This window comes from Shewanella avicenniae (assembly GCF_017354945.1).
GTDB lineage: Bacteria > Pseudomonadota > Gammaproteobacteria > Enterobacterales > Shewanellaceae > Shewanella > Shewanella avicenniae.
Window position 1 is genome coordinate 1,013,549 of record NZ_CP071503.1, and the last position, 25,697, is coordinate 1,039,245.

Below are 25,697 nucleotides of genomic sequence, written 5' to 3' on the forward strand. Positions count from 1 at the left end.
GACTAACGCCCTCTCGGTGCGGCAAAGCGCACAGTGCCGTTGGCGGTGTCATCTCGTTCAAAAATCACGTAATAGGCGCTCAGCAGTGGTAGCCCGATAATCGATTGTGGCGTCCAATTTGGCAGTTGCCCCATCAGTTTAAATACCGCTTTGCCGTGCGCCGGACTATTCAATTGCCAGTAGTGCTGTGCGGCACAACTGAGCGTCAGTGGGGCGCCGTTCTGCCCTTGAAAGTGAAATTCGATAGCCGGCCAGTCGGCAAGATTGAGCTGTTGCGCATCGATACCTTGCTGCTGCGCGGCAATCACTTTAGTGACGTCGCCACAAAATGGTGCCAATAGCTCCGTAGCGTTTGTTACTGCTTGAGCAAATTGCGTCATCAACTGAGTAAAGGCATCTGCGGGGAGCGAGATTAACGATGCCCCCGTATCAATAATGGCGTTACTCGAGCCTGCGATAATGAGTAGTGAATCGCTCGGCGTGACCTTGATGGTGGCTTGACCAACAAGATTAAGACCAATGAGATCAACGTTATAGTAGCGATCGTGCAATACCTTTAACGTATGAAATTCGCCTTGATAATGTTGTGTTTGCTCAGCACCGCCACCCAGCAACAACCAGCCTTGGTTTAAGGGATCATGGCTTGGGTGGGCATAGTTGGGGTCAATATGAATGCTGGAGCGCTGGCACACTAAACTAAAACGGTTAGCACAAACGCCTTGTTGCGCGAGGGCATCAAAGGTGGAGGGCAAATCGGTTTCGGTGGCGTGTTGTTGCAGCTTTTTAAACGCCGCTAAATCTTTGTCGGTCGCGTGGCTTTGGCTCGGAAATGGCCAAGGGTAAGTGTTCGGCGGCGCAGTGCCTTGTGAGGTTAAATAGCCACTGAAGTCGTAACTTCGATTAAGCGGTGCGTAGGCCAACCCTAAAATACCGTCGGCTTCAGCAAAGGTCTGGCTCGCTTCCTCTTGTACCAACGCCACTGCAGTTTGGCTTAACTTTGCTGAGCCAAGGGCGATTTCGGTGTGGATCACCGGCCCCATCCAACCGCCGACACCATAGAGAATCTCTTGCGCTAAGCTGGTGGGCTGCAAATGCTGGTCGTGTTCCGCTTGGTATTTTGAATGATGAACCGCCAGCGTAGAGGAACCTGAATCGATCACTAGCCTGACTTCTTGTTGCTGACTGCCTAAGCGCATTGCTGCGGTATAGCCCCCTTGGGCAAGCGTGTTAAGCAGCGGAAGTTTGATAACAGTCGAGTCTGGCGATGCCTTCATATCAGCGATGGGTAATTAATTAGTTACCTAATGCTATGAAGTAATAAGTTTTTGTTCAATATAACAAATGTAAAAATCCAAATAAAATTAACAAGTTGTGCAAAATAAAAACGGCGGCCAAATGGGCCGCCGTTTGCATTGAGCTTAGATGAACGGGCTTATTAGCCTTCCAACTTCGCCAATTCTGCCTTCTGTTCAGTCAGCTTTTCTTGGTCACGTTGGTAGTCAGCCAGCTTAGCGCGTTCTTTTTCAATCACGTCTGCTGGTGCTTTAGCGACGAAGCCTTCGTTCGAAAGTTTGTTCTCAATACGGCCAGCTTCTTGCGCCAGTTTTTCCAGCTGTTTGTCGATACGCGCCATTTCAGCGGCAACGTCAATCAAGCCTGCCATTGGGATCAGCAGTTCCATTTTGCCGACCAATTGTGTGGTCGACATTGGTGCCGCTTCGCCGTCTGCCAATACAGTGATGCTTTCCAGCTTCGCCAGTGCGGCCAAGAAGGTACGGTTGGCGTTCAAACGGGCAGCGTCTTTTTCGCTGTCGTCTTTCAGCAATGCGTTCAGCGGCTTAGATGGGGCGATGTTCAGCTCAGCACGAATGTTACGTACCGCGACAATCACTTGTTTAACCCATTCCAGATCCGCTTGCGCTTCAGTATCGGCTTTATCCGCTTGATACTCAGGGAACGGCATCAACATCAGGGTTTCACCTTCTACACCGGCCAGCGGTTTCACGCGATGCCAGATGGTTTCAGTGATGTATGGTGTCAGTGGGTGCATCAAGCGCAGCAGTTGCTCCAGTACCGTTACCAATGTATGGCGAGTACCGCGCAGTTCAGCGTCAGTGCCGCTGTTCAATACTGGCTTAGTCAGCTCCAAGTACCAGTCACAGAATTGGTTCCAAGTGAATTCGTACAGGGTGTTAGCGGCCAAGTCGAAACGGAAGGCATTGATGTGGTCATCAAAGGTTTTCACGGTTTCGTTGAACAGGCTGATGATCCAGCGATCCGCCAGTGACAGGGTCATCTCGCCGCCGTTCTGACCACAGTCTTGCTCTTCAGTGTTCATCAACACGTAGCGCGAAGCGTTCCACAACTTGTTACAGAAGCTGCGGTAACCATCCAGACGTTTCATGTCCCAATTGATGTCGCGGCCCGTTGAGGCCATGGCAGCCAAGGTAAAGCGCAGCGCGTCAGTACCGTGGGCTTCAATGCCTTCGGCAAACTCTTTGCGGGTGCTCTTTTCGATCTTGGCGGCCAGTTGTGGCTGCATCATGTTACCGGTACGTTTTTGTACCAGTGATTCCAAGTCGATACCGTCGATCATATCCAATGGGTCAAGCACGTTGCCCTTAGATTTCGACATCTTGTTACCTTGCTCGTCACGGATAAGTCCGGTGACGTACACGGTTTTGAACGGCACTTGCGCTTTGCCATCTTCGTCTTTGATGAAGTGCATGGTCATCATGATCATGCGCGCTACCCAGAAGAAGATGATATCGAAACCGGTCACCAACACATCAGATGGGTGGAACAGTTTTAGATCTTCGGTGTTTTCTGGCCAGCCCAGCGTTGAGAAGGTCCACAATGCAGAGCTGAACCAAGTGTCCAGTACGTCGTTGTCTTGGCGCAGGGCGATATCGGCACTCAGGTTATTTTCGCTACGGACTTCCGCTTCGCTACGGCCAACGTAGACGTTACCGGCATCGTCGTACCATGCTGGAATACGGTGACCCCACCACAGCTGACGCGAGATACACCAGTCTTGAATGTCGCGCATCCACGAGAAGTACATGTTTTCGTACTGCTGTGGCACGAACTTGATGTCGCCATCTTCAACCGCTTTGATCGCTGGCTCAGCCAGAGATTTAACTGCCACGTACCATTGGTCGGTCAGCAGCGGTTCGATCACCACGCCTGAGCGGTCACCGTAAGGTACTTTCAAGCTGTGTGGCTCGATTTTTTCAAGTAAGCCCAGTGCGTCAAACGCTTCAACAATCGCTTTACGTGCTGCGAAACGTTCCATGCCGGCGTATTCGCTTGGCAGGCTGTTATCCAATGCGGTGTTTTGGCTGCCGTCAGTGTTCAACACTTCAGCGGTGGCACGGATGTCACCGTTCAGCGTCATGATGTTGAACATTGGCAGGCTGTGGCGCTTACCGACTTCGTAGTCGTTGAAGTCGTGCGCTGGGGTGATTTTCACGCAGCCAGTGCCAAATTCGCGGTCAACATAGTCGTCAGCTACAATAGGAATGCGACGGTTTACCAGCGGCAAAATGATCTCTTTACCGATGAGGGATGCGTAGCGTTCATCTTCAGGATGTACCGCCACGGCGCTATCACCCAGCATGGTTTCTGGACGAGTAGTCGCAACCACCAAGTAATCTTTGCCATCAGCGGTCAGGGCATCGCCCGCCAGCGGATAGCGGAAGTGCCACATAGAGCCTTGTTTTTCTTGGTTTTCAACTTCCAGATCGGAAATCGCGGTGTGCAGCTTTGGATCCCAGTTCACCAAACGTTTGCCGCGGTAGATCAGGTTGTCTTTGTACAAACGGACAAACACTTCTTGTACCGCTTTTGACAAACCTTCATCCATGGTGAAACGTTCGCGATCCCAATCTACAGAAGCGCCCATGCGACGCAGCTGTTTGGTGATGGTGCCGCCCGATTGCGCTTTCCATTCCCATACTTTTTCCATGAACGCATCACGGCCTAAGTCGTGGCGGCTTTTGCCTTCTTCGGCTTCCAGCTTACGCTCAACCAGCATTTGGGTAGCAATACCGGCGTGGTCGGTACCCACTTGCCATAGGGTATTTTTGCCTTTCATGCGTTGGTAACGGATCAGCGTGTCCATGATGGTGTCTTGGAACGCATGGCCCATGTGCAGGCTGCCAGTGACGTTCGGCGGCGGGATCATGATGCTGTAGTTGCCGTTGCTGCTATCACCACTTGGTTTGAAGTAGCCTTTCTCTTCCCAGGCTTTATAGAGTGCCTGTTCAATCGACTGCGGGTTGTATGTTTTATCCATGGAACCAGTTTTCTCAAACAAAATTAATGGGTTGTGTTGCCAAATCTTGCGTACTCAAAGCAAAGCCTTGGTCGCGATACTGGCGGTAACGGTTGCGCGCAATCGCCTTACGGGCGTCATCACCGGCAACAAAATCGATGATCTGGCTGAAGTTTCCGGCAAATGGCGGAATATCGTTAGCCAGATTTATCAGTATGGGCCGCCGTAAATTGGGGCCAACACGGTCAAATCCTATCTCAACCGGCGCACCTTTTGCTGGGCCTTCACCTTTAAGGTTGTGCGGCACAAAAGCGCTCGGTTCAAACTGCCACAGCAGTTCATCTACTTGATAAGCTTGCGATTGGTCATCGCAATGAATGTAGATCCACTGGCCGCTGCGATAATGTAACTGCGCTAATTGGCAGGCAAGCAACTGCGGCTGTTCCTCGTTATTAACGGTTGAGGGCAGCAAGTAAAACAGTGCTTGAGTCATTGTCGTGGCATGCCTTGTTGGGGATCGATTCGCGAAGGATGGATTCTACACTAAAGCCGCTGGCAGGTTAAATAGATAGCGCTAAACGCTGCTGGCTTTGGGGCGAAGTTTTCTCAATCTAGCCAGCTTTAGAAGCAATACTAATGCTATGAAGTAATTAACGGCAAAAATGATATCTGTGAGCAGCTGATATTCTTCGACTTCTGCAAATCCCAAATATTGGATTAGCAATAGCTCACCGAAAAACGCGGCAGAACCTAGTGCTACTGTTAACACGATTAACAGTAGCACGAGGAAGAGCCCTGTCAGGGACTTCAATTAGCGTGGCTCAACTGCAACTTATGGCCACCATTAGCACTCGGCACAAAATCGGCAAAGTGATGAATTGCGTCGAGTGAATCTTCATGGTGGTGCGTCACATACAGCAACTGAGTGATGTTACTGCTGGCGATGCGATTGAGCGCATGGAACACCAACTTGCGGTTGAGATAATCCAGCCCTTGATAGGGCTCATCCAAAATCAGCAATGCCGGTTGTTTGATGAGGGCACGCGCTACCAACAACAAGCGTTGTTGACCGTAATCGAGTGAGCGGAAACCAGTTTTCTCAAACGCTTGCATCTCCAGCATGGTTAGCCAAGTTTTGGCTTGCTCGATTTGTGCCAGTGATGGTTTTTGATAAAGCCCAATCGAGTCAAAAAAGCCGGACAGCAACACTTCCAGTGCGCTGCAGTTCACCCGATATTGCAGGTGCAGTGACGATGACACCACGCCAATGTTCTTTTTAATCTCCCAGATGCTTTCGCCGCTGCCGCGTTTGACGCCAAGAATGGTAATGTCATTGCTGTAGCACTGCGGATGATCGCCAAGGATCAAACCGAGCAGGGTACTTTTACCGGCGCCATTGGGGCCGCGCAGTTGCCAGTGCTCGCCAGCGCGAATGGTCCAATTCACATCTTCAAAAATCAACGTATCGGTGTAGGCCACGCGTACATTGCGCAGTTCCACCCGCGGATCAGGGTAATTTTTGTCGTTTTGCTGTTTTAGCAGCGACAGAATCTGCTCACTTTTTTGCGCCGACAGCGCCTGCATCTGCGCCAGCAATGGGTGGTTATGCCATTCATCGCGGCGCAGTGTTTGCGTTAGCTTTTGTTCGTCAAACAGTGCGATGTGACTGATAAACTCGGGCAGCTCATCTTCACGAGAGGTGAGAATTAGCAGCTGAGTTGTTGGCAACAGTGATTGCAGCAGCTCGGTCAGTGCGGCGCGGTGTGCCACATCTAAACCGGCGTAGGGTTCATCCAAAATCAGCAGTTGTGGTTGACGTGCCAAGGCGCGCGCCAACATCAAGCGACGAGTTTCGCCAGTAGATAGCATGCGAAAGCCACGGTCTTTCAGGCGGACTAAGTCGGTTTTTTGCAGCAAGTCATTGAGTGTCGCTTCATCAATCCCTTCAGCGCGCAGCAATGCGGTCACGCTGTCACCGGCTTGCGCTTCGCTTTCATCATCTGCGATCTGCTCATCGAGCAGTTGCTGTTGTTGATGCAGTGACACGCAAGCCACCTTTGTGGGTAGGCCGTCAATCTGACCTTTGCGGGCGACAAGCTCGCCGCTGAGAATCCCCACCAATAATTCTGCCGCTTGGCCATGACTGGCAAATACTCCCCAGTGCTCATCGGGCTTTAAGTGCCAATCATCAATAAACAGTGCGGTTGAGGTAGTTTGGTATTTGAGGTTTTGAATATGCATTAGACGAACAACGGCTTACAACAAAAAGAGGCCAATAATACTGCAATAAAAAATGGTGAATTGCTAGCCAGATTGGTGCAGCAAACTTAGTGACGAAAAACGCGATATGACGCTTCTCAAAAAAGCGTGTAAAGCTTGGTTGATTTTTGTTCTGTTAGCATGCGGGTGGATAGGCGGAATAGACCTTTTGCATTAGCATGGCAAAAAATTCTACACATTATCAATGAAATGGAGTTTGTGATGGGGCGTTTGTCAGTGAGTGCTACACGTGGTTTTACGCTGATTGAGCTGGTGGTGGTGATCATTATTTTAGGGATTTTATCGGTCATTGCTGCGCCTAAATTTATCAATCTGCGTAACGATGCGATGATGGCCAATATGCAGAAGTTGAAAGGTGCGATTGAAGCCGCTGAGCAGCTGACTTATGCGAAATCCGCTATTGCGGGTGTAGAAAAAAGCGCGCATGCCTCTATCGATGTGAGTGGGCAAACCATTGATGTCACCTATGGCTATCCGGCGGTCGATGGTAAAACAACTGAAAATAGCGATACGAGCTCCACTGCGCAGCTGGATGCTGGCGGTTTATTGCAGCTGATTGAAATTCCCGAAGGCTGGAATTCACGCCACAGCACCTTAAATGACACTAACGCGTGGGTGTTTTGGCCAGCAATCATTGCGGTGGATGCGGGGACTGCACAATGTTTTATCCGCTATCGCGAGTCGACAGGGGTAGGGCAAAAGCCAGTGATTGATTACGTGACCACAGGTTGTGATAACTATTAGCAGAATCTGTTTTTATCAGAAACTGTTGTCAACAGAAGCAGCTACGCACAGCATCAGCGATTAGCAAAGTTAATCAATTATTGAATCAATAACCTAATCAATGAAATAGAAAGGCCGCGAATACGCATTAACCGTATCGCGGCCTTTCTTTTTAGCTAAATTGACCGAGCGGACTTACTTGAGCGTAAAGGTGTTGTTGGCGCGATTGGCGTCAGGCAACTTATGCTCTGGGTCGATAGTCACGCTTTTCAGCGGCTTATCTAACTGCAGCACGATGCTTGGTGCGCTGCGGTTCATCCAAGTTTCAATCGGTAACTGCATCGCTTGTTTGCTGCCATCGGCAAATTGCAGCAGCAACTTGGCAGGCATCACCAACTTTTGTTTGCTGGCAAAGTGAATTTCAGTGCCTTTAATCCATTTATTGTCCACTTGATTGATACCCGTGACAGCCATATCCAACTGCCAGTTATTCAAATACCAACCACGCCACCACCAGGCTAAGTCTTCACCTGCGGCACTTTCCATAAAGCGGAAGAAGTCCGACGGCGTTGGGTGCTTGTAGGCCCAAGTGCTTATGTAGGCTTTGAATGCCGGATCAAACCGCTCTGGGCCGAGGATCTGCTCGCGGAGCAGCACTAAACCCAATGCGCCTTTGAAGTAGCTCACTGAGTGACGATATTTCTCTGCCACCGCTTCCGACGGCATCATTAAGGTTGGCGCATTTGGATCGGCCAATACCTCAAGAATTTCATCCACCGGATTGCCACCTTTAGGGGCGTACTCGCCATCGCGTTTCGGCGCAAATTCACCGTTATTGAATGCGTCTGAGGCGTAAACATCAATGAAGGTGTTAAAGCCTTCATCCATAAACGCATGGCGGCGTTCATCGGAACCGACAATCATTGGGAACCAGCTATGGCCAAGTTCGTGGGCGGTGATCCAAAACAGCTTGTCGTCTTTATCGCGCATGCCATCGAACACGATACCGGGATATTCCATCCCAGCGCCGTGCCCGCCTAAGTTAACCGCGGCAGGCCAAGGATATGGATACCATTGGCTAAAGTGCTCAATCGAGCCTTTGACGTATTCTGTTGAACGATCCCATTTATTGGTGCCAGCAGCTTCCGGTGGGTAAGCCGACATCGCCAATGAGGTTTTACCGTTGGGCAGGTTAATCTTGGCTGCATCGATAATAAACGCAGGTGAGGCGGCGAAAGCAACATCGCGGGTATGTTCCATGCGGAAATGCCAATCGCGTGTCTGTTGCGTTGCAGCGGCAATGGCGCTCTGTGCATCGGCGGCGGTACGGATATAAACGGTTTTGTCGCTGCTTTGAGCGGTTTCGAGGCGTTTCAGCTCGGTTTTGTTGAGCACTTCTTTGGGATTAATCAGCTCACCTGAACCCACCACATAATAATTAGCGGGTACTGTGACTGTGTAATCAATCGTGCCGTATTCCAGATAAAACTCAGAGCCAATATAGGCGTTGTTATGCCAACCATGTTGGTCGTCATACACTGCCATCCGTGGATACCATTGGGCGATTTCAAAAATCTGACTGTTTTCGGTTGGGGTGACGGCAGTGCGACCGCCCCAAGTGCCGGGAATTTGGTAGCTATAGTTCAGCTTTAATTGCAGTTTGCCGCCATCAGCTGCTAACGGTTGCAGCAATTCAATCCGCATCCGAGTGTCATCAATCAGCGGTTTAACCAAGTAGCTTTTGCCCGAGGCAATCACTTCAATGGAGGTGATTTGATAGCCGTCAGTGAACTTGCTGCGATACCACTCAGAGGCAGTGCTGCTGCGTGAGTCTTTGCGGTACATGTTCTGATCCAGTTGTAACCACAACTGTTCGAGCTTGTCTGGGCTGTTGTTGGTGTAGGTGATCAGCTCTTCACCGCTGAGGGTTTGCTTGTCGGTGTCGATATGGGCATGCAAATTATAGTCAACGCGGTTTTGCCAATAGAGTTCGCCGGGCTTACCTGCGCCATTGCGGTAGGCAGTGGCAGGCGTTGGCATCGACAATGGCGCAAATAGTTCGCGCGGATCATAGGGGGTATCAGCTGCAAAACTGGTGGCCACCATCAATAAGGTAGAACCGCCAGCAAACACTTGGGCCGCTGATTTAGGCCAGAGGGACATAACACTTCCTTTTATTGTTGTTTTTACGAGCTTCGCTTGAAAAGCGGGAGATTAGAAATACCAGTACAGCTGACTACGATAACAATTGCTGCGGTTCCATTCGAGGCGAAAATGGCACAGCGGTATGTTTTTTATCGCAGCTGAATTGTTACAAAAATTTTGTGTGGCTTCACCACTCTGCGGCAATCTTCGTAGTGTATCAGACAGGTCACAGCATCAGGCTCGGTAGCGCCAATGATGCTGTGACAGTGGTTTAGCGCGCCTAACGCGACTTGCTGGTGACAATGGGCGCAGCTTTTTGACTGGGCGATACTCGCACCAAAATCGATTTTGAGGTGGGCGTAAAGCTGCGATCTCCCACGCTATCCAGCGGAATTAACGCATTGGCTTCCGGGAAATAGGCGGCGATATTGCTTGGCGCTATCTCATGGGGGATCACTTTAAAGGCTTCAATCTTGCGTACTGTGCCGTCATGCCAGAATGATTCGATATCCACCAAATCACCGGTGTTAAGCTTGAGCCGGTGCATATCTTCTTGATTGAAAAACACCACATTACGTTCGCCAAATACGCTGCGGTACCGATCATCGTAGCCATAGATGGTGGTGTTGTATTGATCGTGTGAGCGCATGGTTTGCATTAAAAACACATTGGCTTCATCGGGCAGTTCCACCGGCACAATCCGTTGTGGCAGTTCATGGCTAAAAAACTGCGCTTTGCCGCTGGCGGTTTTCCAGTTCAGCTCGCGGGCACTGTTGCCCAGATAAAAGCCGCCGGGTGCGTCTAGGCGTTGATTGAATTGGGCAAAACCGGTAATGGTGTGCTCGATTAAATCGCGAATTCGGTCGTAGTTATCGGTCATGGCGCGCCAATCAACAGGCGTTCTTTCGCCTAAGGTCGCCGCCGCAATGCCCGCGACAATGGCGATTTCGGAGCGCATCTGCTCGCCGTGAACATCAATTCGGCCAGAGGAGGCATGTACCATAGAGAAGGAATCTTCGACGGTGATCTTCTGTGGCCCTGAGGCTTGTAGGTCGATGTCGGTACGGCCATAACAGGGCAAAATAATCGCGTCTTTGCCGGGATTAACATGAGTGCGATTGAGCTTAGTGGCAATGTTGACGGTTAACTCGGCATTGCGCATGGCTTGGGCGACCTTGGCGGTATCCGGCGCTGCTGCGACGAGGTTACCCCCAAGGCCAATGAAGATTTTGCTCTCGCCGCGCGCAAGCGCTTGTAATGCTTCCACCACATTGTGGCCGTGATTGCGCGGCGGCTTAAAGCCAAATACCTGCTCGAGGCTATCTAAAAATGCGGCGGATGGACGCTCATTAATCCCCATGGTGCGATCGCCTTGCACATTGGAGTGACCGCGAACCGGGCAAAGCCCCGCACCTTGTTTACCTATATTGCCGCCAAGCAGTTGTAAGTTAACCAATTCATGAATGGTGTTGACCGAGTGTTTGTGCTGGGTGATGCCCATCGCCCAAGTGACAATCACCCGTTTGGCGTTTTGGTAGATGTCGGCTAAGGCTTCAATATCGGTGCGGCGTAAACCAGATTGGCGGGTGATTTCTGCCCAGCTGGTGGCATCGACTTGAGCTAAATACTGCGCGACACCATCGGTATGTTGCTCGATAAACGCCAAATCAAATACTGATTTGCCTTGTTGCTGCGCCTGACGATGACGTTTATACAAGGCTTTCACGATGCCGCGCACCAGCGCCATATCGCCACCTAGTTTCGGCATGTAGTAATCACTGGTGGTCGGCGATGAGCCGTTTTTCAGCATCTCTAGCGGATCTTGCGGATTGGTAAAACGTTCTAAGCCGCGTTCCTTGAGGTTGTTGAGTGCCACAATTCGCGCGCCACGTTTATAGGCGGCTGCTAGGGTTTCTAGCATGCGCGGATGGTTAGTGCCGGGGTTTTGCCCAAACAGAAAAATCGCATCAGCATGCTCAAAGTCTTCAATGCGCGTAGTGCCTTTGCCGATGCCGATGGCTTCCGCTAAGGCGACACTGGTTGCTTCATGGCACATGTTGGAACAATCAGGAAAGTTGTTGGTGCCAAAGCGGCGCACAAACAGCTGATACAAAAATGCGGCTTCGTTGCTGGCACGGCCAGAGGTATAAAACTCGGCTTGGTTAGGGCTGGCCAAACCATTCAATTTGCTGGCGATAAAGTTAAACGCCTGTTGCCAACTGATCGGTTCGTATTTATCCGTAGTGCCGTTGTATTTCACTGGCTCACTGAGGCGGCCTTGGTATTCCAGCCAGTAATCGCTTTGCTGGTTAAGGTAACTAACGCTGTGCTGCGCAAAAAAATGGCGATCAACGCGCTTGCTGGTGGCTTCCCAGTTGACGGCTTTGGCGCCATTTTCACAAAAGCGAAACCGTCCCGGTACGCCCTTTTCGCCCCAAGCGCAGCCAGGGCAATCAAAGCCATGATCTTGGTTAGTTCTGAGCAGGTTGAGCAGATTTTTTGCCACGTTGTGGCTCTTGAGCAGATGTTCAGTGGTCGCTTTAAGTGCGCCCCAGCCACCTGCGGCATTTCCATATTCTTTGTAACTCATGCTGAGTAATGCTCCGCGGCAAACTACATCGGCTACTGAGAGTCCTTCGCAGTACTGTTGCCAAAAATGAGATTTAGGTCACATAAAGGTTAATCTACGCGGATGCTAAGATTGGAGCAAGTAATAGGCAGTATTTTGCTAACAAAAAATCAATAGATAACAATTTGTTATAGATAAGTTGATGAAGTTTTATCATTTTACCAACTTACTTTTTGATTGGTTAGATAGGCTTAAAATCATGTGCAGTACGCTCAAAGGTCATGGCGATGCGGGCACACATCCCTTCAATGACTAGGCGTTGCTGCGCTGGGAGTGACGATTGCTGCAGTGCCAACACCAGTGCGTTACTGGCATTGGTAAATTGGTTCGACGTTGTGCCTTCGCTTGCAGCCAAGTAGGCATCCGCCAGTGCATGTTGCCATTCGAGTAATATCGGTGACAGGTTAGCCTCATTAAGGCCATGCAGCAGTCGTTGTAGTCGTGCCGAAATATGGCCAAGGTTCAACCCTGTGAGGCCAATGTCAGTCAGGCGATGACCGCTGGCTTGAGGACCTTTGTCAGCATTAGTGAGGCGCATTAATCGGTCGCCCATACGGCCATTGAACCAGTCTTCAGGGTTGTGATGTTTATGCAGTTGGCGTAAATCGTTGACGGTTGAACGGATCAGAAATCGTTGCATCATCGCTGCGCTGGGGCCCGTGATCAGCTTAAACAGGCAGATGAGAATTGATACCCCAACGAAAATTGCCAAGGCGTTACTGACGGTATAGTCGATTGCAAATGCGCGTGACATATCGCTGGAAGGCTGCACCATGATCACGAACGGAATACACAACCCAAGGCCATATGGCAGTGTTGGTTTGTTAGCAAGCGCTAACAAGCCAACAAAAAAAGGTGCCCCGAGGATCATGGCCAATAACTCAAAATCGCCGCTGCTTTGGGCTAACAGATTGAGTGCGAAAAAGATGGCCAGCGGGGTGGCGATTGCAACCCCAATTAACAGCCGCTTTAACACCATCATTAATATCATCATGGGCAAGCGCGCCATCATTACCGAAAAAATCACCGGTAAAATCATGATCATCAATGCGGAGGCCGACCCGGTTCCCAGCCAAATTCCGGCACCAATCAGAAACATCACTGTGGTGCGAAACCCGGTTGTCAGCCCAACAAGCGGATCGCGATGGGGCACTAACGCTGGGGCATTGAGGCGCACGTTACGGCTACTCACGAGCGCATCGTAGGCTTTCATCACCACCATCAAATCGGAAATTAACTCAGAGGCGACTTTGAGTAAGCGTGATTCCAGCGGACTTTCATTTGGGTTGTCGCTGCGGTGTTTCAAAAAGTGGCTGCGTTGCGCTTTGGCGATGTGATAACACTCGTCAAAATCTTGTGAGGCTGACATGCGGGCAAAGTCATCGCTTAAGGCTTGCAACATTTGCCCTAAAGTCGGGGTGATTTGTTCTGGGTGATTCCGTTGCAAACGACCGAACACTTGAATGACCGCCAATAACGACATCACCTTATTGCAGAGCAAGTTCGCGGCGCGGCTCTTGCCCGGACCTAATGGACCTTCATAGACAACCGCGGTGGCATCATCGGTGAGTGCGGTGAGTGAGGTGAAAATGGTATCAATATGTTGGTGACGTTGGTCATGCGAACTGTCTTTAGCCAGTTCGGCGGCCAAGTAGTCGAGGGTTTGATTCACCACTAATCGCGCTTGCTGTTGCAGTACTTGAGTAACGCTTATTGGCCACAACAATTGGCTGACCAATGCCGCACATACTGAGCCGACAACAATCTCGCTAATGCGCGATTGCGCTACATCGAAAATGGTTTGCGAGTTGGCGGTCGTTGGGCTCACCATCACCAGTAGCACAATAATGCAGGCAGTGATCCCAGCCATTGCAAACGCATAAATAAAGTTGATGGAGCGCATCATCGCTGAAAGCGCGGAGTTAACTCCAAGCCACAACGCCAATGCACCAATGGCCAGCTCGGGATAGCCCATAAAGGCTTCTAGAATAAAAATGCCGACCGCACCACCGATTAAGGTCCCCAAAATTTGGCACAGCGATTTTTCAATCACCAAGCCACTTTCTGGGCGAATCTGCAAAAATACCGCTGAAATCAGCGCCCAATACGGGCGATCAAGGTTCAGCGCCATCGCCACAAATAAGCTCATTGCCATCGAAATCACCCCTTTGGTGGCGAAGATCAGGCTGGCTTTATCTGGGGTGAGAAATACCTTTTGTACGGGCGATAACTGCATGATGTTAATTACTGCTGCAGATGGATTGATACGGTCATACCGGCGCTGATATTGATGTCAGCGGGTAGTGGATCAAACTTGATATCAACCGGAATACGTTGGGCTAAGCGAACCCAATTAAAGGTTTGTTGCACTTGTGGCAGCAGCTGGCCGTTGCTGGAGGTATTGGTGTCGGCAATCGCCTTACCTATGCTCACCACAGTGCCGCTGAGTTTATCGTTACCATTCATCAGGCTGATATTGGCTTTCTGACCTACATGAATAAGAGGTAGCTTGGTTTCCTCAAAGTAACCGGTGACATAAAAAGAGTCTTGCTGTACTAACGACAGCACAGGCGTACCTTGATGCACATAGTTACCTTCGCGCAGGGTCAGATTGATAATGTTACCGGCTTCCGGCGCCACAATTTGAGTGCGTTCAAGGTTAATTTTGGCAGTATTGAGTTCTGCTTGCGCTAATTCAAAATCGGCTTTGGCTGATTCAGTATTGATACGAGCCGTTTCTAGATCTTCATCGCTAATGAGTTCGGCATTGGTGAGCTTTTTGCGACGTTCATATTTATGCTTTGCCAATTCCAGCGCGATTTCGCGATTCTTTAACTGCGCTTGCAGCTCTTTGAGGGTGGCTTGATAACGGGTGTCATCAACCGCAAACAGTAAGTCACCTTTGTTGACAGCGGCGTTGTCGGCCACATTAAGTTTATTTACCCAGCCAGAAACATCGGGCGCAATGGTGATGATGTTGGCGCGAATGCGACCATCGCGAGTCCAAGGTGAATACAGGTAATGCTCCCAGATCCAGCGGCCAGAAAAGATTGCCAGAATCACAACCAGCAGGGTAACGGCAATGCGGGTAACTTGTGCCATGAATTAATTTCCTAATATGTTCACAACGACAGCTAAATAGCAGATATACAGACCTGTTTCAAACCACGCGACTTTCCACACGCGTTGGTAGAGGCCACTGCGGTACAACACTTGTCGAGTCACAAATGACATCACAAATGCCACCGGGATGTAGATCAGTAGCGGACTAAAAAGTAATCCCCCAAACGAGAGTTCTTCCAGCATATGAGTATTCAACCTGTCGGGATAACTGAACCGGCGTCAGTCTAGGTAGGAAAGACTTGCCGGATAACATGTGCCTTATTTTGGCATGCTCAAGATAAATTGGGATTGAGCTGCAGTGATTGAGTTAAAAATGTGATGTACATCATATTCCTACTTGCGCCACGCAATAGCAACCGCTATAGCTTGGTTAACAGCTTGTTGCTGTCAATTTTGGCTTACAAATTTTGGCGCATTTCGGAACCACTGGCGCGGCTGAAATCGACTAGTAAACGTCACGCTTCGAGAGCAAAAAATAGCGCAACATCACTATGACAAACATGGTACACTTCGCGGCTGAAATTTGATTAAAACAAACCAAGAGTAATCCGATTATGTCTGATAAGTTCACTACTGTTGAACAGCAAGCAAGCTACGGTGTAGGTCGTCAGCTGGGCGAACAACTGGCTGCTAACTCGTTTGAAGGTCTGGATATTCCAGCTGTTCAAGCAGGTTTGGCTGATGCATTCGAAGGCAAAGAAAGCGCAGTAACAATGGAACAACTGCATGTTGCTTTTAGCGAAATCAGCACTCGCATCAAGCAAGCGCAAGAAGCTGCTGCTGAAGCTGCTGCCGCTGCTGGTAATGCTTTCCTTGAAGAAAACGCAAAGCGTGATGGTGTTGTAGTAACTGATTCAGGTCTGCAATACGAAGTGATTACTGAAGGTACAGGTGAAAAGCCTACCTATGAATCTACCGTGCGTACTCACTATCACGGCACTTTCATCGACGGTAACGTATTTGATAGCTCAGTCACTCGTGGCGAACCTGCTGAATTCCCAGTATCTGGTGTTATTGCCGGTTGGACTGAAGCACTGCAATTGATGCCAGTGGGTGCTAAGTACCGTCTGTACGTGCCACATCACTTGGCTTACGGTGAGCGTGGTGCAGGTGCTGCAATTCCACCTTACTCTGCATTGGTATTTGAAGTTGAGTTGTTAGATATCATCTGATGACAAAATCGCTTGAGTCGCTACTCAGGCGATTTTTTTGCCTTGGAGGATAAAGAAGAATGAGTGCAATCAGAATAGCCGTTGCTGGCAGTGGTGGCAGAATGGGGCGTACCCTCATTGAAGCTACTACGCAATTTGAGCAATTGGTGTTAGGAGCTGCAATAGAGCGCAGCGGTTCTTCGCTTGTTGGTGTGGACGCAGGCGAATTGGCTGGTTTAGGTAAACTCGGTGTAACCGTAACCGACAGTTTGGACGCTGTAGCTGATGATTTTGATGTGCTGATTGACTTCACCAGTCCAGAAGGCTCGTTGGCAAACCTTGATTGGTGTAACCGTCATGAAAAGCCAATGGTTGTTGGAACGACTGGTTTTAATTCCTCTCAAAAAGCACAGCTTGAAGCCTTTGCTGAAACCCTGCCGGTGGTGTTTGCACCAAATATGTCGGTAGGCGTGAACTTGATGTGGAAATTGCTCGAAGTTGCCGCTGAAGTGATGGGCAGTTATACCGACATCGAAATCATCGAAGGTCATCACCGTTATAAGAAAGATGCGCCATCGGGCACTGCGCTGAAAATGGGCGAAGTGATTGCCAACACCTTAGGCCGAGATTTAGAAAAAGTCGCGGTTTATGGGCGTGAAGGTATCACCGGTGAACGTGAGCGAGACACCATTGGCTTTGCGACGATTCGCGCAGGCGATTTGGTGGGCGAACATACCGCTATGTTTGCTGATATTGGTGAGCGGTTAGAGATTACCCATAAAGCATCGAGTCGTATGACCTTTGCCAATGGGGCGATGCGTGCCGCCATTTGGTTACTCGATCAGAAACCTGGCATTTATGATATGCAACAGGTGTTAGGATTGAAGCCGTTATAGTTTTTTAAAAACCGCCATATTGGCGGTTTTTTTATGATTGATTATCCGCAGTGTCTAGACGAAATAGGTATTTACCTATATAATTCTTGGAATTTGTCAAAATTTCGTAAAAACGCGGAAGACAACTGCACAAAGACATAAAATATAAATAATTTTAATGACTTGGCTCTTTACGGAGGTCGCGTTGACTAAGTCTGCCTTACTCGTACTCGAAGATGGAACCGTCTTTAAAGGAACAGCTATTGGTGCTGATGGATTAGCTGTTGGAGAAGTCGTTTTTAACACTTCTATGACTGGCTATCAAGAAATTCTCACCGATCCTTCTTACTCTCGACAAATCGTTACTCTCACTTACCCTCATATCGGTAATACTGGTACGAACAGCGAAGATACTGAATCTGAAGCCGTACATGCCTGTGGTCTGATTATTCGTGACCTGCCGCTTGTTGCCAGCAACTTCCGTTCGCAACAATCACTGAGTGAATATCTTGTTGCCAACAACGTGGTTGGGATTGCCGATATCGACACCCGCAAACTGACGCGTATCCTGCGCGAAAAAGGTGCTCAAGCGGGTTGTATTTTGGTGGGTGAAGATAACGTCGAAAAAGCGCTGGCAGAAGCCAAAGCGTTCCCTGGTTTGAAAGGCATGGATTTAGCCAAAGAAGTGACCACTGCTGAAACCTATCAATGGCGTTTCGGTAGTTGGGATTTGGTCAATGGTTTGCCAGAAGCCAAACCAGCATCAGAACTCAAGTACAAAGTGGTTGCTTACGATTATGGTGTGAAGCGCAACATTCTGCGCATGCTGGTTGACCGCGGTTGTGATGTAACCGTAGTGCCTGCAAAAACACCCGCCAGCGAAGTGTTGGCAATGAATCCAGATGGCGTATTCCTCTCTAATGGTCCTGGCGACCCAGAGCCATGCGATTACGCGATTGCTGCAATCAAAGAGATTCTGACGACAGAAATTCCAGTATTCGGTATCTGTCTTGGTCACCAGCTGTTGGCTTTGTCTACCGGTGCAAAAACGCTGAAAATGAAGTTTGGCCACCACGGTGCTAACCATCCTGTGAGCGATATTGAAAAAGGCACAGTGATGATTACCAGTCAGAACCACGGCTTTGCTGCTGATGAGACCAGCCTGCCTGCCAACGTGAAAGTGACCCATAAGTCACTGTTCGATGGCTCACTGCAAGGCATCCATCTGACAGATAAGCCTGCGTTTAGCTTCCAAGGTCACCCAGAAGCAAGCCCAGGCCCACACGATTGTGCGCCGCTGTTCGATCATTTTATCGAACTGATTGAAGCCTATCGTCAAGCAAAGTAGTAACCGTCGGGAGAAGATTTTAGCAATGCCAAAACGTACTGATATCAAAAGTATTCTTATCCTCGGTGCTGGTCCGATTGTGATCGGCCAAGCATGTGAATTTGACTACTCTGGTGCGCAAGCCTGTAAAGCGCTGCGAGAAGAAGGTTACCGCGTAATTCTGGTGAACTCTAACCCAGCCACCATCATGACTGATCCAGGCATGGCCGATGCGACCTACATCGAGCCAATCCACTGGGAAGTGGTGCGCAATATCATCGCCAAAGAGCGTCCTGACGCTGTACTGCCAACCATGGGCGGCCAAACTGCACTGAACTGTGCGTTAGAGTTGGAAGCACGCGGTGTTCTGAAAGAATTCAACGTGGAAATGATCGGCGCAACTGCAGACGCCATCGACAAAGCTGAAGACCGTGCTCGCTTCGATAAAGCGATGCGTGCTATCGGCTTAGAATGTCCACGTGCCGGTATCGCACACAGCATGGACGATGCACTGAAAGTGCTCGATGAAGTTGGCTTCCCATGTATTATCCGCCCGTCATTTACTATGGGTGGTTCAGGTGGTGGTATCGCCTACAACATCGAAGAATTTGAAGAGATCTGTACTCGCGGTTTGGATTTATCGCCAACCAACGAACTGCTAATCGATGAAAGCCTCATCGGTTGGAAAGAGTACGAGATGGAAGTGGTGCGTGACCGTAACGATAACTGCATCATCGTCTGTTCTATCGAAAACTTTGACGCCATGGGCGTGCACACTGGTGACTCAATCACCGTTGCGCCAGCCCAAACCCTGACCGACAAAGAATACCAATTGATGCGTAACGCCTCGATGGCGGTACTGCGCGAAATCGGCGTAGAAACCGGTGGTTCAAACGTACAGTTTGGTATCAACCCGAAAGATGGCCGCATGGTTATCATCGAGATGAACCCACGTGTATCACGCTCATCGGCACTGGCATCTAAAGCGACTGGTTTCCCTATCGCTAAAGTGGCTGCCAAATTGGCTGTCGGGTTTACCCTTGATGAGCTGATGAATGATATCACCGGCGGCCGTACGCCAGCGTCATTCGAACCATCAATTGACTACGTGGTTACCAAAGTACCTCGCTTCAACTTCGAAAAATTTGCTGGTGCTAACGACCGTCTGACCACTCAGATGAAGTCTGTGGGTGAAGTAATGGCCATTGGCCGTACCTTCCAAGAATCTGTTCAGAAAGCACTGCGTGGCCTCGAAACGGGCAAAAACGGTTTTGACCCCATCGTTGATCTAAACGATGCCGATGCAATGCAACGCATCCGTTTAGAGCTGAAAGAACCTGGTTCAGACCGTATTTGGTATGTTGCCGATGCATTCCGCGCTGGCATGAGCATCGACGACATCTTCACCCTGACCAACATCGATCACTGGTTCTTGGTGCAGATTGAAGAAATCGTTAAGTTAGAGCAGCAAGTTGCAGCCGCAGGCTTAGCTGGTATTGATGCTGAGTTCCTGTTCAAACTAAAACGCAAAGGTTTCTCTGACGCGCGTTTGGCTGCTGTGCTCGGCATCAGCGAAGCTGAAATGCGTAAGTTGCGTCATCGCTTAAACATCTTCCCAGTCTACAAGCGGGTAGATACTTGTGCGGCAGAGTTTGCAACTGACACTGCGTACATGTACTCCACCTATGAAGAAGAGTGCGAAGCCAATCCGACTGACCGTGAAAAAATCATGGTGCTCGGTGGCGGCCCTAACCGTATCGGTCAAGGTATCGAGTTCGACTACTGCTGTGTGCACGCATCGCTGGCGCTGAAAGAAGACGGTTACGAAACCATCATGGTGAACTGTAACCCTGAAACCGTATCAACCGACTACGACACGTCAGACCGCCTGTACTTCGAACCGGTAACGCTGGAAGACGTACTCGAAATCGCCCGTTTGGAAAAACCAAAAGGCGTTATCGTACAATACGGTGGTCAAACACCGCTGAAACTGGCGCGCGCACTGGAAGCGGCTGGCGTACCTATCATTGGCACTAGCCCAGATGCGATTGACCGCGCTGAGGACCGTGAGCGTTTCCAACAAGCGATCCGTCGTCTGGAAATGAAACAACCAGAAAACGACACCGTAACTACGGTTGAAGGCGCGGTTGCTGCGGCTGAGAAAATCGGTTACCCACTGGTGGTGCGCCCATCATACGTACTCGGTGGCCGTGCGATGGAAATCGTTTATGAAGAGCAAGACTTACGTCGCTACTTCAAGGAAGCGGTAAAAGTTTCCAACGAATCGCCAGTGCTGCTGGATCACTTCCTCGATGATGCGATTGAAGTGGATATCGACGCAGTGTGTGACGGCAAACTGGTGGTAGTTGGCGCTATCATGGAGCATATCGAGCAAGCCGGTGTTCACTCAGGTGACTCAGGTTGTTCACTGCCGCCATACTCACTGAGCCAACAAATTCAGGATGAGATGCGTGAGCAAGTGCGTAAGTTGGCGTTTGAATTAGGCGTAATCGGCCTGATGAACGTCCAGTTTGCGGTGAAAGACAACACCATCTTCATGATTGAAGTGAATCCTCGTGCCGCGCGTACCGTGCCTTTCGTATCGAAAGCTACTGGCGTGTCGCTGGCGAAAATCGCAGCCCGCGTTATGGCTGGCCAATCGCTGGAACAACAAGGTTTCACCCAAGAGGTGATCCCACCTTACTTCTCTGTGAAAGAAGTGGTGTTGCCGTTCAACAAGTTCCCAGGTGTTGACCCACTGCTCGGCCCTGAAATGCGCTCAACCGGTGAGGTGATGGGGGTTGGTGAAACCTTCGCTGAAGCCTATGCGAAAGCACAATTAGGTGCGGCGCCAAAAGATTCACCGCGTTCAGGCCGTGCACTGTTGTCAGTGCGTAACAGCGACAAGAAGCGAGTTGCTGAATTGGCGAAAAAGCTGATTGAACTGGGCTTTGAAATCGATGCGACTCACGGTACTGCAGTCGTACTGGGCGAAGCTGGTATTAACCCACGTTTGGTGAACAAGGTACACGAAGGTCGTCCACATATTCTTGACCGTATGAAGAATGGTGAATACACCTATATCGTAAACACTACAGAAGGTCGTCAAGCGATTGAAGACTCGAAGCAACTGCGTCGTGGTGCATTGCGTTACAAGGTGAACTACACCACCACTTTGAACGGTGCGTTTGCGACCTGCTTGTCGCTCAACGCGGATGACCGCAACAATGTTGCCTCAGTGCAAGAGCTGCACGCGCGCATTAACAAATAACGGTTAAAAAGCGTTGCAAAGGCCACACTCAGGTGTGGCCTTTTTGTTTTGTGTGCAGTTAACCAGATAAATTTGTCGGTGACACTGGTATGAACCCCACAGCTTAGGTAAGCTGTAAGTAAGATGAATTTATGTCGATAGCTGACGCATCAAGCACTCATAAGTACTTCTTGGCGCCAATTCATTATTCGTAGCGCGCTCATTTACCCATATTAATTTCTGTGTAGGCCAACTGGCTTGCATAGGACGCTTTTGTTTTACAGGAGGCGAAAAATTCATGAACAAAGTTCCAATGACACTGAAAGGTGCAGAACAATTACGTAAAGAATTGGACTACCTTAAGTTCGAACATCGTCCAGCGCTGAGTGAAGCGATTGCGACTGCACGTGAGTTGGGCGATTTGAAAGAAAACGCAGAATACCATGCGGCACGTGAAGAGCAGGGGATCTGTGAAGCACGTATTCGTGATATCGAAGGTAAGCTGTCTAACGCCCAAATTATCGACGTCACCAAAATGGAAAACACTGGCCGCATTATCTTTGGCGTAACAGTGACCATTTTAAACCTTGATACCGATGCCGAAGTGACCTACCGCATCGTGGGTGATGATGAAGCGGATATCAAGTCTAACTTGATTTCAGTGAACTCACCGATCGCACGTGGTTTGATCGGCAAAAACGTTGGCGATGAAGTCAGCATTCAAACGCCCGGCGGTGTTGCTGATTACGAAATCGTTGAAGTGCAATATCTCTAACACGGCCTTATTTACGGCCTGTTAAGGCTGTATTAATGGACGGTGCTGAGAATAGCCGGTAAAACAAAAAAGGAAGCCAATTGGCTTCCTTTCGTTTTGTGGTCAGATGCTTATTTTGCCTTTGGCAATGCGATCTTCTTCTCTTCAGAAGGACGGAAGATCACCAGTACATGACCAATAACCTGGACTTTGACGGACTGAGTTTCCCGTACAATGGCATCAACGATAGCTGCTTTCAGTTCTCTGTCTTCAGACGCCACTTTAACTTTAATGAGTTCATGGTGTGACAGGGCATTATCAATTTCAGCCAGTACTCCCTCAGTCAGACCATTGGCACCAAGCAGTACCACTGGCTTTAAGGGGTGAGCCAGTCCTTTGAGATACTGTTTTTGTTTGGTTGTTAAGTTCATTTTTACCAACTTTCGACGAGTTACTGTTGAAAACGCGCTATTCTACCCTTATATAGCCCTCGTGTAACTCAGATTTGTTGCGGAATTTAAATGTCAGGAAAAAAGCGTACAGCCAGCTCTACCCGCTGGATGCAAGAACATTTCGACGATCATTATGTCAAGTTAGCGCAAAAGCGCGGCTTGAGATCGCGAGCAGCGTTTAAGTTAGAAGAGTTACAGCAAAAAGATCAGCTGATTAAACCGGGCATGACAGTCGTCGACTTAGGTGCAGCGCCGGGGGGCTGGTCTCAAGTCGCGGTAAAACTTGTAGGTGACCATGGCAAAGTGGTTGCCTGCGATATTTTACCGATGGACCCAATCGTTGGGGTCGATTTCTTGCAAGGTGACTTTCGAGAAGAGAAAGTATTAGACGCTTTATTGACCCGTGTTGGTGACGACAAAGTCGATGTGGTGTTGTCTGATATGGCACCCAATATGAGTGGTGCTGATGTTGTCGATCAACCTAGAGCCATGTATCTTGTTGAATTAGCTTTGGATATGTGTCATCAGGTATTAGCGCCCAATGGCAGTTTTGCTGTAAAAGTGTTTCAGGGTGAAGGCTTTGACGACTATATGAAAGCGGTACGTGATGCTTTCAAAGTTGTGAAAACCCGGAAGCCAGAGTCTTCTCGTCCACGGTCGAGAGAAGTCTATCTGGTAGCGACAGGGTATAAGTTGTAGTACTCTGAGTGATGTAGGTCTCAATACTGAGAGGTTCAATAATTGAGTGACATGGCAAAAAATCTAATCCTGTGGGTCGTCATCGCGGTTGTGTTGATGTCGGTCTTTCAAGGATTTTCTCCTTCGTCATCTTCGTCGCAGAAGATGGAATACTCAACGTTTTTGGATGACGTTCGTTCAGGTCAGGTGGCTTCTGTAGAAGTGAAAAGCGACCAGCGCACCATTGAAGGTACGCTTAGAACTGGCGAGAAGTTTGTCACCATTATGCCGATTTACGACCGTGATCTGCTCAATGATCTCGATCGCAAAGGTGTTGCGATGAAAGGTCAGGAAGCTGAAGAGTCTGGCGTGTTGACGCAGATTTTCATCTCTTGGTTCCCAATGCTGCTGCTGATTGGTGTGTGGATTTTCTTCATGCGTCAAATGCAAGGCGGTGGCGGTAAAGGCGCAATGTCGTTTGGCAAGAGCAAAGCCAAACTGATGAGCGAAGACCAGATTAAAACCACTTTTGGCGATGTTGCAGGTTGTGACGAAGCCAAAGAAGAAGTGAAAGAGCTGGTTGATTACCTGCGTGACCCAACCAAATTCCAAAAACTGGGTGGCCGCATTCCAACCGGCGTACTGATGGTGGGGCCTCCGGGTACCGGTAAAACTTTGCTGGCCAAAGCGATTGCTGGTGAAGCTAAAGTGCCTTTCTTTACCATTTCAGGTTCAGACTTCGTTGAAATGTTCGTCGGTGTTGGTGCATCACGTGTGCGTGACATGTTTGAACAAGCGAAGAAATCAGCGCCTTGTATCATTTTCATCGACGAAATCGATGCGGTTGGTCGCCAACGTGGTGCCGGTCTAGGTGGTGGTCACGATGAACGTGAGCAAACCTTGAACCAAATGCTGGTTGAAATGGATGGCTTTGAAGGTAACGAAGGTGTGATTGTGATTGCCGCAACCAACCGCCCAGACGTGCTGGACCAAGCCTTGTTGCGTCCGGGTCGTTTTGACCGTCAAGTGGTAGTTGGCCTGCCAGACGTGCGTGGTCGTGAGCAGATCCTGAAAGTTCACATGCGTAAGATCCCACTGAGCGATGACGTAAAGGCGAGTGTCATTGCTCGCGGTACGCCTGGTTTCTCTGGTGCTGATTTGGCGAACTTAGTCAACGAAGCCGCCCTGTTCGCTGCCCGCGGTAACCGCCGTGTGGTGACGATGGAAGAATTCGAAAGAGCAAAAGACAAAATCATGATGGGTGCTGAGCGCCGCTCTATGGTGATGTCTGAATCTGAGAAGGAATCTACCGCCTACCATGAAGCAGGCCATGCGATTGTGGGTTGTTTGGTGCCAGAACATGATCCTGTGCATAAGGTCACCATTATCCCACGTGGTCGTGCACTAGGTGTAACCTTCTTCCTGCCGGAAGCGGATTCCATCAGTGAAAACCGTCGTAAGTTAGAAAGTCGCATTTCTGTGGCTTATGGTGGTCGTCTCGCGGAAGAGATCATCTACGGTCCTGAAAAGGTATCGACCGGTGCTTCCCAAGACATTAAGCAAGCGACTGCGATTGCGCGCAACATGGTCACCCAATGGGGTTTCTCTGAAAAATTGGGCCCATTGCTGTACGCGGAAGAGGAAGGTGAAGTATTCCTCGGCCGTTCAATGGCCAAAGCGAAGCATATGTCTGATGAGACTGCAGCAATTATCGATGCAGAAGTTAAGGCATTGATTGAACGTAACTATCGTCGTGCTGAAACCTTGTTGAAGGAAAACCTCGACATCCTGCACGCCATGAAAGATGCGTTGATCAAATATGAGACCATCGATTCACGTCAAATCGAAGACTTGATGGCGCGCCGTGAAGTGCGTCCACCAGTCGATTGGCAGATGGATGATAAAGGTTCAGACGACAGCAACAATGGTAGCGCTTCAAAGGATTCACCGCTGAGCGACAAGCCTAAGTCAGAAACTGATATCTCAAATCCAGGTGAGACACACCATTAATCTCCCTTTTTGCTGAGTAGAAAG

Annotated in this window: 18 protein-coding genes; 8 read left to right on the forward strand and 10 right to left on the reverse strand. The window is 49.5% G+C overall.

The window, feature by feature from the left end; genetic code table 11:
- Positions 1-2 precede the first annotated feature (2 nt).
- The 4 genes from JYB87_RS04390 to JYB87_RS04405 all read right to left on the reverse strand — a co-directional run bounded on the left by JYB87_RS04390 (position 3) and on the right by JYB87_RS04405 (position 6,517).
- The gene (locus JYB87_RS04390) at positions 3-1,274 is read right to left on the reverse strand and encodes a pepsin-like aspartic protease (protein WP_207355696.1); all 1,272 of its coding nucleotides are present in this window, start codon (positions 1,272-1,274) and stop codon (positions 3-5) included.
- Between the two features lie 161 nt (positions 1,275-1,435).
- A complete protein-coding gene (locus JYB87_RS04395) occupies positions 1,436-4,297 on the reverse strand; it encodes a valine--tRNA ligase (RefSeq protein WP_207355697.1) in 2,862 nt (953 codons plus the stop codon).
- Between the two features lie 13 nt (positions 4,298-4,310).
- Positions 4,311-4,769: a DNA polymerase III subunit chi gene (locus tag JYB87_RS04400; protein ID WP_207355698.1), complete on the reverse strand. Its 459-nt coding sequence runs from the start codon at positions 4,767-4,769 to the stop codon at positions 4,311-4,313.
- Between the two features lie 314 nt (positions 4,770-5,083).
- Positions 5,084-6,517: an ATP-binding cassette domain-containing protein gene (locus JYB87_RS04405; RefSeq protein WP_207355699.1), complete on the reverse strand. Its 1,434-nt coding sequence runs from the start codon at positions 6,515-6,517 to the stop codon at positions 5,084-5,086.
- Between the two features lie 240 nt (positions 6,518-6,757).
- Between JYB87_RS04405 and JYB87_RS18825 the strand changes: the two genes are divergently transcribed.
- The gene (locus JYB87_RS18825) at positions 6,758-7,300 is read left to right on the forward strand and encodes a type IV pilin protein (protein WP_207355700.1); all 543 of its coding nucleotides are present in this window, start codon (positions 6,758-6,760) and stop codon (positions 7,298-7,300) included.
- A gap of 174 nt (positions 7,301-7,474) precedes the next feature.
- On the opposite strand, the gene JYB87_RS04415 is transcribed toward JYB87_RS18825, so the two are convergent.
- From JYB87_RS04415 to JYB87_RS04435, 5 genes are all read right to left on the reverse strand, one after another.
- Positions 7,475-9,442: a M1 family metallopeptidase gene (locus JYB87_RS04415; protein ID WP_207355701.1), complete on the reverse strand. Its 1,968-nt coding sequence runs from the start codon at positions 9,440-9,442 to the stop codon at positions 7,475-7,477.
- Between the two features lie 262 nt (positions 9,443-9,704).
- Positions 9,705-12,014 (reverse strand): FdhF/YdeP family oxidoreductase, encoded by a 2,310-nt coding sequence (locus JYB87_RS04420; protein WP_207355702.1) that lies wholly within the window; start codon positions 12,012-12,014, stop codon positions 9,705-9,707.
- Positions 12,015-12,234: 220 nt separating this feature from the next.
- Positions 12,235-14,289, reverse strand: coding sequence for an FUSC family protein (locus JYB87_RS04425; protein ID WP_207355703.1), 2,055 nt, complete (start codon positions 14,287-14,289; stop codon positions 12,235-12,237).
- A gap of 8 nt (positions 14,290-14,297) precedes the next feature.
- Complete coding sequence (locus JYB87_RS04430; protein ID WP_207355704.1) at positions 14,298-15,155, reverse strand: efflux RND transporter periplasmic adaptor subunit; 858 nt, start codon at positions 15,153-15,155, stop codon at positions 14,298-14,300.
- A gap of 3 nt (positions 15,156-15,158) precedes the next feature.
- Positions 15,159-15,359, reverse strand: coding sequence for a DUF1656 domain-containing protein (locus JYB87_RS04435; RefSeq protein ID WP_207355705.1), 201 nt, complete (start codon positions 15,357-15,359; stop codon positions 15,159-15,161).
- Between the two features lie 371 nt (positions 15,360-15,730).
- Between JYB87_RS04435 and JYB87_RS04440 the strand changes: the two genes are divergently transcribed.
- From JYB87_RS04440 to greA, 5 genes are all read left to right on the forward strand, one after another.
- Positions 15,731-16,348, forward strand: coding sequence for an FKBP-type peptidyl-prolyl cis-trans isomerase (locus tag JYB87_RS04440; RefSeq protein ID WP_207355706.1), 618 nt, complete (start codon positions 15,731-15,733; stop codon positions 16,346-16,348).
- 59 nt (positions 16,349-16,407) lie between these two features.
- Positions 16,408-17,223 (forward strand): 4-hydroxy-tetrahydrodipicolinate reductase, encoded by an 816-nt coding sequence (gene dapB / locus JYB87_RS04445; RefSeq protein ID WP_207355707.1) that lies wholly within the window; start codon positions 16,408-16,410, stop codon positions 17,221-17,223.
- 157 nt (positions 17,224-17,380) lie between these two features.
- Positions 17,381-18,550, forward strand: a complete 1,170-nt coding sequence (gene carA / locus JYB87_RS04450; protein WP_207355708.1) for a glutamine-hydrolyzing carbamoyl-phosphate synthase small subunit — start codon at positions 17,381-17,383, stop codon at positions 18,548-18,550.
- A gap of 25 nt (positions 18,551-18,575) precedes the next feature.
- A complete protein-coding gene (carB, locus tag JYB87_RS04455; protein WP_207355709.1) occupies positions 18,576-21,800 on the forward strand; it encodes a carbamoyl-phosphate synthase large subunit in 3,225 nt (1,074 codons plus the stop codon).
- 277 nt (positions 21,801-22,077) lie between these two features.
- Positions 22,078-22,554 carry a transcription elongation factor GreA gene (gene greA / locus JYB87_RS04460; RefSeq protein ID WP_207355710.1) on the forward strand — a complete coding sequence of 159 codons (477 nt, stop codon included), beginning with the start codon at positions 22,078-22,080 and terminating at the stop codon, positions 22,552-22,554.
- A gap of 110 nt (positions 22,555-22,664) precedes the next feature.
- On the opposite strand, the gene yhbY is transcribed toward greA, so the two are convergent.
- Complete coding sequence (gene yhbY, locus JYB87_RS04465; RefSeq protein ID WP_207355711.1) at positions 22,665-22,964, reverse strand: ribosome assembly RNA-binding protein YhbY; 300 nt, start codon at positions 22,962-22,964, stop codon at positions 22,665-22,667.
- A 90-nt stretch (positions 22,965-23,054) separates the two neighbouring features.
- Here yhbY and rlmE point away from each other — a divergent pair, with 90 nt between their 5' ends.
- A complete protein-coding gene (gene rlmE / locus JYB87_RS04470; protein ID WP_207355712.1) occupies positions 23,055-23,684 on the forward strand; it encodes a 23S rRNA (uridine(2552)-2'-O)-methyltransferase RlmE in 630 nt (209 codons plus the stop codon).
- Between the two features lie 42 nt (positions 23,685-23,726).
- Positions 23,727-25,673 (forward strand): ATP-dependent zinc metalloprotease FtsH, encoded by a 1,947-nt coding sequence (gene ftsH, locus JYB87_RS04475; protein ID WP_207355713.1) that lies wholly within the window; start codon positions 23,727-23,729, stop codon positions 25,671-25,673.
- Positions 25,674-25,697: the final 24 nt, after the last annotated feature.

Coding starts and splice junctions, on each gene's coding strand:
- JYB87_RS04390 (WP_207355696.1), bottom strand. CDS start 1,274: ATGAAGGCATCGCCAGACTCGACTGTTATCAAACTTCCGCTGCTTAAC.
- JYB87_RS04395 (WP_207355697.1), bottom strand. CDS start 4,297: ATGGATAAAACATACAACCCGCAGTCGATTGAACAGGCACTCTATAAA.
- JYB87_RS04400 (WP_207355698.1), bottom strand. CDS start 4,769: ATGACTCAAGCACTGTTTTACTTGCTGCCCTCAACCGTTAATAACGAG.
- JYB87_RS04405 (WP_207355699.1), bottom strand. CDS start 6,517: ATGCATATTCAAAACCTCAAATACCAAACTACCTCAACCGCACTGTTT.
- JYB87_RS18825 (WP_207355700.1), top strand. CDS start 6,758: ATGGGGCGTTTGTCAGTGAGTGCTACACGTGGTTTTACGCTGATTGAG.
- JYB87_RS04415 (WP_207355701.1), bottom strand. CDS start 9,442: ATGTCCCTCTGGCCTAAATCAGCGGCCCAAGTGTTTGCTGGCGGTTCT.
- JYB87_RS04420 (WP_207355702.1), bottom strand. CDS start 12,014: ATGAGTTACAAAGAATATGGAAATGCCGCAGGTGGCTGGGGCGCACTT.
- JYB87_RS04425 (WP_207355703.1), bottom strand. CDS start 14,289: ATGCAGTTATCGCCCGTACAAAAGGTATTTCTCACCCCAGATAAAGCC.
- JYB87_RS04430 (WP_207355704.1), bottom strand. CDS start 15,155: ATGGCACAAGTTACCCGCATTGCCGTTACCCTGCTGGTTGTGATTCTG.
- JYB87_RS04435 (WP_207355705.1), bottom strand. CDS start 15,359: ATGCTGGAAGAACTCTCGTTTGGGGGATTACTTTTTAGTCCGCTACTG.
- JYB87_RS04440 (WP_207355706.1), top strand. CDS start 15,731: ATGTCTGATAAGTTCACTACTGTTGAACAGCAAGCAAGCTACGGTGTA.
- dapB (WP_207355707.1), top strand. CDS start 16,408: ATGAGTGCAATCAGAATAGCCGTTGCTGGCAGTGGTGGCAGAATGGGG.
- carA (WP_207355708.1), top strand. CDS start 17,381: ATGACTTGGCTCTTTACGGAGGTCGCGTTGACTAAGTCTGCCTTACTC.
- carB (WP_207355709.1), top strand. CDS start 18,576: ATGCCAAAACGTACTGATATCAAAAGTATTCTTATCCTCGGTGCTGGT.
- greA (WP_207355710.1), top strand. CDS start 22,078: ATGAACAAAGTTCCAATGACACTGAAAGGTGCAGAACAATTACGTAAA.
- yhbY (WP_207355711.1), bottom strand. CDS start 22,964: ATGAACTTAACAACCAAACAAAAACAGTATCTCAAAGGACTGGCTCAC.
- rlmE (WP_207355712.1), top strand. CDS start 23,055: ATGTCAGGAAAAAAGCGTACAGCCAGCTCTACCCGCTGGATGCAAGAA.